The sequence below is a fragment of the Mesorhizobium sp. M0833 genome (assembly GCF_040319905.1).
In the GTDB taxonomy this organism is placed as follows: domain Bacteria; phylum Pseudomonadota; class Alphaproteobacteria; order Rhizobiales; family Rhizobiaceae; genus Mesorhizobium.
In genome coordinates this window covers 1-9,088 of the sequence record NZ_JAMYOQ010000065.1, presented here as the reverse complement: position 1 = coordinate 9,088, position 9,088 = coordinate 1, and the positions used below count along the sequence as shown (strand labels likewise).

The window sequence follows — 9,088 nt, the reverse complement described above, 5'->3', positions numbered from 1 at the left end:
CAATGTCCGCTACTGCCGTTCGGCTGACCTGATGATGGTATATGGCGACGGCGCTGATCCGCTGAAGCTGAGGTTCGATTGCAGCCGCTGCAAGCCGTCGGTGAAGATCACGCTTCTAGAGGTGCACCCGGAGCACCTGCCGAAGCGGCTGATGATCCACAAGCCCATGAAGATCGATGGCAAGATCCATTGGACCACAGAGCGGTTCCGCGGATGACAGACCGCCTCAAGATCCACCTCGCCGACCAGGGCGGCTTCGAAGTCGTCGACGGCAGCACTGTGCTTGCTGCTTTCGAAGATGCTGTCGAGGCGTTCGAATTCGCCCGCGACCGCGGCGCCCGTGTCTGGTTGGATTGGGACAGAACCGTCATAGGTGGGGAAACGGTGCCCGGAGAGATACCTGGTCATGGACGACCTCTACCTCCGATCCACGCTTCCGACTTCATGGCGGACAGCGAGGAACCGCCGACACAAAGGAGCAATCGGTGTTCGAGCTCGAACGAGAGTTCACGCGCTTCATCGCCGAGACGAAAAAAGGGCGTGCGACGTATGGGAGCGTCTTTCCAAACCGAAAGAAGTTCGAACTCCTGGCGCCTGAGAGCTGGATGCTGTCGGATCCCTCCGCAAGGCCTGGGAGCGTTTTCGGCTTCCGGTGCTGCCGTCCAAAGTTTATGATCTAGCTAGCCGGCCCCGCGAAGCGGAAGACGCTTGAACAACAACCATCCTAGCCGTGATGCCAGGGGTGCTTGCGTTTGGCCGCTACTTGGAATGACCAGAGCCAGTACGGCGAGGTGGAATTCCCCTGATGGAGGGGCAAATGGGAATCCAAACAGCAACATACGCGATCGCTCTTTCGATAGCAGCCTCGGCTTGGGCAACTCCGGCAGCTCCCGAGGAAAAACCCCCTGAGGTGCTCATAGAAGCGACAATAGAGCGTGGCGGCGATTTCTTAGCCTTCGGTTTTGACTCTCTCTGGATGATGAGTGGCCGTAAGCTTGTTCGGATCAATCCAGACGAGCTGTTACCGACATTCCCATTGAGGGGGCTGTCGGCAGTTACCGCGGGATTTCCATCGGCGAGGGCGCCGTCTGGGTGCCGGATGTCGGCAGCAAGACAATCTACAAGGTAGACCCGCGCGCAAACAAAATCGTCCTGCAAATACCGTCCCTCCTATTCGACAGCGAAGGTAGCATCGGAGTCGGTGAAGGTGCCGTATGGGCCGTCACCGGTAGCAATGGCCAGATCCTGGCTCGCTATGATGCTCAGACTGGGAACGAGGTCGCGAAGGTACCGCTGCCATCTGCCAGCTCCGGCGTAGTCGCAGACTTCGGGTCCGTCTGGGTTACAGGAACTGCGAAGAGTGAATTGTACCGTGTCGATCCGAAAACGAATCAGATCGTTACGACAACTGCTCTCAACCCAGAGCCGCGGTTCCTGACGTCCGGCGAAGGATCGATCTGGGTCCTCAATCAGGGCGACGGAACCGTCCAGCGGATCGATGGCAAAACCGGTGAGGTTCTCGCCACCATCGAGGCTGACGCCGCCGGAGAGGGCGGCGATATAGCAGTCGGAGGCGGCTTTGTCTGGCTATCAACGATACTCGTCCCGGTCATTCGCATTGACCCGAATACGAACTCGTTCAGTGGCAAGTTCAAGCGCCCATCCGGAGTGTACCTAGGCGACGCTATCCGTTATGGAGATGATTCGCTATGGATCTCCGGCAACTCGATCTTCCGCATCAAGCCGCCGGAATAGTTCGTTACCGCGTGGCTCTTGAGCTTTTAGCGCGAACTCGATTCTGTCCGTTGTTGGCGGATAACCGATGGGGTCAACAAGCTTAGTTGCGGACTTTTTCAACACTATCGACCCCTTCCGGACCAGCAGCACGCGTAAGCCTCCGGAAGGCGTCAAGAAGCGGCCGGCTACTCAATGGGTCAGCCTGGGGTGAAGCTGCGCATTAAACATCTGCGGGGCGAGCACAAATATTATATCCGTGACGCTTCGCTGCTCGGCTTCGGCGACGATCCGGAGCGTCAGAGGAACTAAGGGTCCGCTTGCCAAATCCAGCAATGGCCTGCGGACCCCAGTCAGCGCATGAGGGCTTGTCCTGCGCCGATTTCTCCTCCCGGAGATGACGCACCAACTATGAATAGGCTACGGCTGTTCCCGACGCCACCGGCGCTCGGGACCATTGCGCGGCCAGGCCAGACGTAAGTCCTACGGTCTAGTGGTTTAAGCCCCTTCGAGGAACGTTCGTTGATTGGCTCGCGTTGAGGTGAGCTTGGCGCGATGAAGCTGCGTCCCGGCAAAATCTCAACAAGGAGACGGCTATGAGAATGCATCTTTCCACCGCAGCGGCGGGATTTCTGCTGCTGGCCGGCATTGGTGCCGCTGCCGCCCAGGACGTGATCATCGAACCGCAGCAGGAAACCGTCATCAAGGAATACGTGAAGAAGCAGCCGCTCGCATCGGTGAAAATCCCTGGAGTGGAGCTTAACATCGGCTCGCCCCTCCCAGACACCGTCGAGCTGCATGAAGTGCCGAACGTCAAATACCGTTATGTGGTCGTCGACAACCGGACCGTTCTGGTGGATCCGAGCACGCGCAAGATCATCAAGGTCTACGACTGGATCTGATCTTGGGATCGCTGGCTCGGATGGCCACGGCAAAGCGTCAATAGTCCGGGTCAGCCGCTCGACAGTCTCGATGATCGCTTTTGCAAGCGCCTCGCCCTCATGCACCGGCAACGGTCCATAGAGCAGGTTGACTGCCTCCTCGCTCGGCAGCACGCCGGCCGATCGCCATACGCACGAGCTGCAGGCCGGTTCTTTCTCCGTAGATGTAATTTTCATCCATCGCCAGGATACTGGCGCTGGGTTGTCGATCGTCAAGACCGGCCGGCGCGCATCATGGCGCGGGCGATGGCGAGCTGCGCCTCGAACTTGGCGTTTTCCTTCTGCGTCAGGTTGTCGGCGGCGATCAGGCGCTTCGAGGAACGCATGATCTCTCCGCGCCGAAGCGGCCTCGCCCGAGCCAGTTATCCGATCACCCGCTCAGATTTTTGTACCAAACACTCGCCCCCTCGTACTAAGGAACAAATCCGCTCATGCTCAATCGCCGACGAAAGCCAAGTTCTTTCAAAGTGATAGTGGGAAACCGCAAACTCCAGCGTGCGTCCTGCACAATATTAGATCGTCGTTCGCGGAACTTTTGCCAGGCGGAGCCCTTTTTCAAGTTGGAATAAGGAGGAACCAATGGCAAATCTGGGAAAACTAGCGATCGCGATGCTTGGGGTTCTAGCCTACCAGAACCGCGACAAGATAGGAGACATGATCCGTCGCGCGCGGGAACGCGATCCAAACAATCCGCAAGGTGGAATGGTCGATCAACTGTCCAAAGGTGTGTCGGGCACCGCTCTCGGCGACATCCTCGAACGATTCAGAAATGTGGGTGCGGGATCAAAGGTAGACTCTTGGGTGAGCACTGGACCGAACCAGCCAATCGAGCCACGCGAGGTGGAGATGGCCATAGACGAGGATACGCTCACGTCTCTTTCTATGCAGACCGGTCTTTCGCGCGAGGAGCTCATTGCCAGGATCACGCGAGATCTGCCTGAGGCGGTCAATCAGATGACCCCGAATGGTGAAATGCCCCCAGCTGAGCCGACGCAGGGCTCGGATGAAACGACCCTGCTCGACGACGTGCCCCCGGGTTGGACGCAGGCTAAGGGTAACTGATCAATGATCCAGCCGGCGCGAGCGAAAATCTAGAATGACTGCCCTGGATCGAGAAGACCTGATACTTCGCCGCAACCGTTCAAAGCCAGCGAAGAGCGCGCAGGGCTTTGGCGAGCTTAAGGCAGCGACAGCAATTGACGAGTTGGATCTCTTGGCCCGTCTACTCGATTCCCGCTGGCGCGTTCCCGGAACTTCAATACGTTTTGGAATGGACGCCTTGGTCGGCCTAGTCCCTGTCCTGGGAGATGCAGCATCAGGCCTGGTTTCAGCTTACATCGTCTTACAAGCGCGTAACTGCGGTGCTGGGAATGGCCTGATCGCTCGCATGTTGGGGAACGTGCTGCTCGATACGGTTGTGGGGAGCGTTCCTATTCTAGGTTCGATCTTCGACGTATACTTCAAGGCGAATAATCGCAACCTCAGGCTGCTTCGCCGACACCTCCAAAGGTAAGCCGACTGCGATTACCGATTCCGACCGCCCGTCATTTCAGACGATGCTGAGCGCTAGTACCTTGGCACGCGTGTTGGCAGGGAGTTTCTCGGGAACGGCATGCACCAGGCACATTAGTCCAAACGCATCGGCACCATGAGAAGCCCAGTCGTGGTTAGGACCAAGCCCGATGTTGCGCGCGTCGTCGCGTAGCGTTACGACCGGTTTCAAGAAATGGCGCGACTGCGCCCATTAACCAGCCCGCAGCTTCGATCGACCGAGAGCCCGGTAACCCTTTCGGCTGAAATCCTGGGCGGCCCTCTCAGCCCATTGTTGTTACATTCGCTTGCTCGTGTTGAGCGCTGCCGCGGCGGAGGGTGGCATGGGAGAAGAATCATGCCTAACAGGAACAGAGGCCACATCGGCCGCGCTGGATATGGCCGCGAACAAGACCGATGCGAATGATGCGAATGGCCTGGCACATCTGGCCGAGGTTGGTTTCTACCGAGAAGTTCGGGTCAAGGGTTTCGACAGCATGCTGATCCGCACGCTGATCACCGCACGGCGCCAGCTTCTCAAGATGCGGTTGCAGATACCGTCGACGATGGTCTTCTGATTGGCGGCGCCTGCAAGCGCAACACCAACAACATCACGTGGACCAACCTTACGGAGCGGGGCGAAGACACTCAGGGCAGGCACCGGAGAAGCTGGGGTTGGGACTTTCCGACAAATGCCCAGACCAATCGCGCCCTCTGTTTCACGAGCACCGGCAAAGATCTTGTCTCAATGCTGCTGCAGTCGTTTCCGAAGTATTAGTCAGGGTGGAACTTTAGTGATTTCTGATGATTGTCTGTGATCAGCGAGTGCGCCCCCTCAGCGCCCGCTGCAGACGGGCCAAAAGCCCGATCGGGCCCGCGTTCTCCGCCAGAGGCGCGGGCTTTTTTTGTTGTCTGGGGGAACACGGTCGGGCGACAATGGTTCGGTCGGCCACAAAAGCCCGTACCGTCAGATCGAGGACAATAATGCGGGAGAGGCGATACTTATCTGATAAAGAAAAATCCGACAGACAGGAGCGCACGTCGGATGCTGCACGGGCTTTCACCGACATTGAGCGCATCGCGCGAGATGCAAAGACGGCTCGGCTACGGGAGCAACGACTTACGGCCGAAACCGCTCCTGCTGCTGCGCTGGCATCGAAGCCGAAGATGAACCGAAAAGGCAAGAAGGCCAAGTAGGCACGCTGCACCAGACAGACCTCTTATGGAACGCAACCTTGAGACGCGGATTAGGCATCTGCAGCATTGCTACGAGGCCGATGCTGAGATCGGTGTCCTCCGGTCGGCCCGCGTCCTCTCCCGGAGGGTGGGGGCCATCCTTGTGTCACGACTTTGCCGGCGGCGTTTGGCGCTTCTTCAGGATGCGTGCCTCGCGCAGCAATGATGCGCGATCGGTCCCAATCATTTCAATCAGATCGCTTGCCTGCGCCTCCGTTATACCGGTCTCCTCCGCGAGGCCCTTCGCCTGAGCCTCCTTGAGTCGCTCGCGGCTGGGCTTGTCATCTCCCACTTTGAAATTCCTTTCCGACGGTATTATCGTACCAATCATCGAGAGGGTGACTTGTTCCTCGAACCGCCGACTAAAGTCTGATCGGCAACCGCCGACTAAGGTCCGATCGGCTCAATCCGACTCGCAATTGCTCACCGGGCCTGCATCGTTGGAAGCACGCCTCGCTGCAGGATTTTCGGGAAGAAGGAACTTAATCCCATTCGCCAGCTTATGGCTGGATGAGCACACGTGGCATCAACTTCTTCGACAAATGGATGGCAGAGCATCTGCCTAACGCAAGGTCAAGCGATCCGTTCGCTATTAGGAATCTTGCCGACCAGGCCCTGAAAGCGGCTGAGGAGAGCGGCATCAAGGCACACGAGATCGAAGAGGAGGTCGGGAACGTTTTCGACGTCATTGTCGCCGCCATGCTGCATCGTGAAGGCGGCATGGTGGAAGCGACTTGCATCCGGCCGACAGACCGGGGACAGTGAATTCGGTGCGGCGACCCCATCAACGGAGATCGCCATGCATGCTGACCACGAATTCTGAAGAGCAATCTGTCGAGCTTTCCTCGCGGGGCTGTCCGCCGAAGCCGCACTCACCGTTGCGAGAACAAGTACGAGGCAGCCGCGAGTCGCATTATTGGCGCTCAGTTTTGAGCGAATCGATCTCGTCGCGAAGCTCGCGGACCTCTCTCTCTAAGCTCTGTATGCGGTTCGCTGCTTCTCGGCCGTTGTCATCCGCCAAGAGTGCCGCTTTCGAAAGAGTGCTTATTGATGCGCCTTATCCGTTCAGGTCGTCCGCATGCTGATTCAAAAGATCCACGTGCTCATTGTGGAGGCAAAGCAGATAATCAATGGCCCCGTCGACGTCGCTCCTCATTTGGAAGCACGTAGCAGAGGCGGGAGTGGCACAGATCCCAGCCAGCGCCGCTATTCCAATAACCTTCAGCATTTGCCCCTCCCAAGTGACGTGAAGCAAATCACCAATGGGAGGTCCGCGCAAGCTTCCCGCCCTCGGACGACCTAAGCCATGTCGCGCAGCGGCTTTCTGCGCTTTGGCGCCCTGTACTTCTCAACCAGCCTGACCTTGCTGATATCGACCGTCACCAGCGATCGTCAGCCCGATCAGGGGCGTTTGGCTCGAGTCGAATCCAAAGCGGGCTGTCCTGCGCCTGGTCGGGCTCGCCAGGAACATGGCTGCAGCAAGTCGAAGGCCGGGACGCGCGGCGCGCCTAGAGCGCCAGAGCCCTTTTGAGATCATCGTGCTCGAAAGCGATCGCCATCCCGTTGATCTCCGCCGGTCGCGCCCCCGCGGCCTTGGCAAAATCGCGCCTGGTCGACGTCACCACGGCGACCGTTCGCGCCTGCGGGAGCGTCAGCGCGAAGAACCCGGCGGCGCTCTCCAGAAGACCAAGCGAACACGAATCGATGTTGGTCGTCAGAACCCGCGGCTCTAGATCCGTCGGGACCGGATTGAGATCGTAGGCAGGCGATAGCGACCATCAAAAGGAAGCCGTGATTGCGCAGGTGATCGTCGACGTTGGAAATCAGCACGTTGAAGGCGAAACGGCGATAGAGGGCACGCGATCGTCTCGCGCCAGATTCTCCGCCTTCTGGCTATCCAGGCCGCAGAGGAAATAGAGCGTAAGGCCTTCGTTCACGTAGCCGACGGTCGTCGCCTGCGGCCAGCCGTCCGGCCTCAGCGTTGCAATTGTCATTCGGCCATTGTCCTCTATAGGGGCTTTGAACTAACTCCCCTCGCGACCGTGCGCGTACTGGTCCCAAAATTACCGTCCCCAATACGGCTAATGGCCTCGATTACCACGCCATAGCAAAAACATCGGCACCACTCAAACGAATGGCAATTATCTGTCGGAATGCGATTAGGGTCCATTCTCGGAGACCCACGCTTCGGTCGCGGGGGACACAGTAACTTCCCCTTTAAAGGCGTCGAGATTGCCACGAGCACCGAAAAGTCAGTTCCTTAGACCTAAAGATCGAGCGATCTGCCAGCGGGTTGTCGATCAGATAGCCGCCGACGCGAAATCGTACAGCACCTTGATAGACAGCCAGATTCTCGCCTCGACCACGCTGTCTCTCTTTAGATCCGGGGTCGTCAATGAAGCGAATTTGCTGGCACATGTTCGCGCGCGCCGCCATGACTTCATGAAGCAGGCCGGCACTGCTTCGCCGGAAACCGGACCTTAGGTTCATCGCCCGCCCTCTGCCTTGCCGTAGGGGCTCGGGTTGGTGTCGGGCGTATAAATCAGTCCAACGCGCTTGCCGCCGCACTTGGCGCATTTCAGCTTCGGAATGAGATCGTCCGCCATCGCTGCATCCGGGCCGAGCTTGGCCCTCAGCTTCTCAAGCGGCTGGTTTTGGTGACACCGCGGATTGTGGCAGAACGCAGTGAGCCGTGTCTTCGAGTCGATCAGAGTTTGCGGGGTCCAGCCTTTTGCCACGCCCCTGTCCCCGGAACTGTTCGGTAGTCCAGCGGATCTTCCCGTCGACCTTCACCGGCTTATGGATCACCAGGCGCTTGGGAAGGTGCTCCGGATGTACTTCGAGCAGGGTGATCTTCACCGTCAGCTTGCAGCGGCTGCAATCGAACCTCAGCTTCAGCGGATCAGCGCCGTCGCCATATACCATCATCAGGTCAGCCGAACGGCAGTAGCGGACATTGCCGCAACTGCATTCCGCCTTCACAAGCATGTTGTGCCGGGTTGCCTTGCCCAGCGTGTCGATCGGATCGTGCGCCATCCCTCTAGAAAAGGAACATATTCCTGTTCCGTCAAGAGGCTCTTGACTCTGATGTTCTCATTTCGTTCACTGTCAGCAGATTGGAGACACACGCCATGAAGCCGATTACTGCGACCGAGTCTGAGCAGCCCGAGATATATGCCACGGTAAGGCGCGAGCGAGCCGCCATTCACCGGGCCGTCAGCAAGATGGCAAGCAAATGCGTGGCCTGTCCGACGTCAGCCAGAAACAGGCTATCGCGGAGCTGACGGCCACTTGGATATTGGCGATCTATCCTGAAGACCTCGATCTGGCGTTATCGCTTTCGGATGCGATGCGCCACCAGACCGACATTTATCTGAGAGAGAGCAAGAAACCCGGCGCTCACCACTGACGGATGCGCAGCAGTCGTCCCTCGCCGGCCAAGATTGACCGCGAGTGGCCTTACCAGGTTGCGCTGCCCGATGATCTATGCACGGGACACAGCTTCTCGCTGATCCGCGATTTCTGCGAAGAGCGAGGGCTGGTCCCAATAACAAGGCAGGTGCAGGCGATATGGCCGGATCAGACATATGAGAACTGGCGGCTGTACTGCTTCGCCGACCAGGCGTCTGCACAGGCGTTCCTTGACC

9 protein-coding genes and 3 pseudogenes are annotated in these 9,088 nt (G+C 58.3%); 7 read left to right on the top strand and 5 right to left on the bottom strand.

Annotation, left to right across the window (positions count from 1 at the left end):
• The 6 genes and pseudogenes from NKH98_RS32450 to NKH98_RS32425 all read left to right on the top strand — a co-directional run.
• A partial coding sequence (locus NKH98_RS32450) for a hypothetical protein (protein WP_352904261.1) occupies window positions 1-217 on the top strand: 217 nt, incomplete at its 5' end.
• An 875-nt stretch (window positions 218-1,092) separates the two neighbouring features.
• Window positions 1,093-1,755 carry a Vgb family protein gene (locus NKH98_RS32445; protein WP_352904260.1) on the top strand — a complete coding sequence of 221 codons (663 nt, stop codon included), beginning with the start codon at window positions 1,093-1,095 and terminating at the stop codon, window positions 1,753-1,755.
• A 575-nt stretch (window positions 1,756-2,330) separates the two neighbouring features.
• Window positions 2,331-2,636, top strand: coding sequence for a DUF1236 domain-containing protein (locus NKH98_RS32440; RefSeq protein WP_352904259.1), 306 nt, complete (start codon window positions 2,331-2,333; stop codon window positions 2,634-2,636).
• A gap of 618 nt (window positions 2,637-3,254) precedes the next feature.
• Window positions 3,255-3,737: a YidB family protein gene (locus tag NKH98_RS32435; RefSeq protein ID WP_352509915.1), complete on the top strand. Its 483-nt coding sequence runs from the start codon at window positions 3,255-3,257 to the stop codon at window positions 3,735-3,737.
• A gap of 34 nt (window positions 3,738-3,771) precedes the next feature.
• On the top strand, window positions 3,772-4,188 hold the full coding sequence (locus NKH98_RS32430) for a DUF4112 domain-containing protein (RefSeq protein WP_352904258.1): 417 nt from the start codon (window positions 3,772-3,774) through the stop codon (window positions 4,186-4,188).
• A 376-nt stretch (window positions 4,189-4,564) separates the two neighbouring features.
• Window positions 4,565-4,762: pseudogene (locus tag NKH98_RS32425) on the top strand (IS110 family transposase); the annotation flags it as partial.
• Between the two features lie 785 nt (window positions 4,763-5,547).
• On the opposite strand, the gene NKH98_RS32420 reads toward NKH98_RS32425, so the two are convergent.
• The 5 genes and pseudogenes from NKH98_RS32420 to NKH98_RS32400 form a co-directional block, all read right to left on the bottom strand.
• On the bottom strand, window positions 5,548-5,733 hold the full coding sequence (locus tag NKH98_RS32420; protein ID WP_352509912.1) for a hypothetical protein: 186 nt from the start codon (window positions 5,731-5,733) through the stop codon (window positions 5,548-5,550).
• 281 nt (window positions 5,734-6,014) lie between these two features.
• Entirely contained in the window at window positions 6,015-6,242 is a 228-nt protein-coding gene (locus tag NKH98_RS32415; protein ID WP_352509911.1) for a hypothetical protein, read from the bottom strand.
• Window positions 6,243-6,949: 707 nt separating this feature from the next.
• Window positions 6,950-7,325, bottom strand: a pseudogene (locus tag NKH98_RS32410) (HipA domain-containing protein); the annotation flags it as partial.
• Window positions 7,298-7,435, bottom strand: a pseudogene (locus NKH98_RS32405) (pyridoxamine 5'-phosphate oxidase family protein); the annotation flags it as partial. The pseudogenes NKH98_RS32405 and NKH98_RS32410, both read right to left, overlap by 28 nt.
• Before the next feature lie 646 nt (window positions 7,436-8,081).
• Window positions 8,082-8,477, bottom strand: a complete 396-nt coding sequence (locus tag NKH98_RS32400) for a hypothetical protein (RefSeq protein WP_352904257.1) — start codon at window positions 8,475-8,477, stop codon at window positions 8,082-8,084.
• A gap of 199 nt (window positions 8,478-8,676) precedes the next feature.
• On the opposite strand from NKH98_RS32400, the gene NKH98_RS32395 reads away from it, so the two are divergent.
• On the top strand, window positions 8,677-8,850 hold the full coding sequence (locus NKH98_RS32395; protein ID WP_352904256.1) for a hypothetical protein: 174 nt from the start codon (window positions 8,677-8,679) through the stop codon (window positions 8,848-8,850).
• Window positions 8,851-9,088 lie beyond the last annotated feature (238 nt).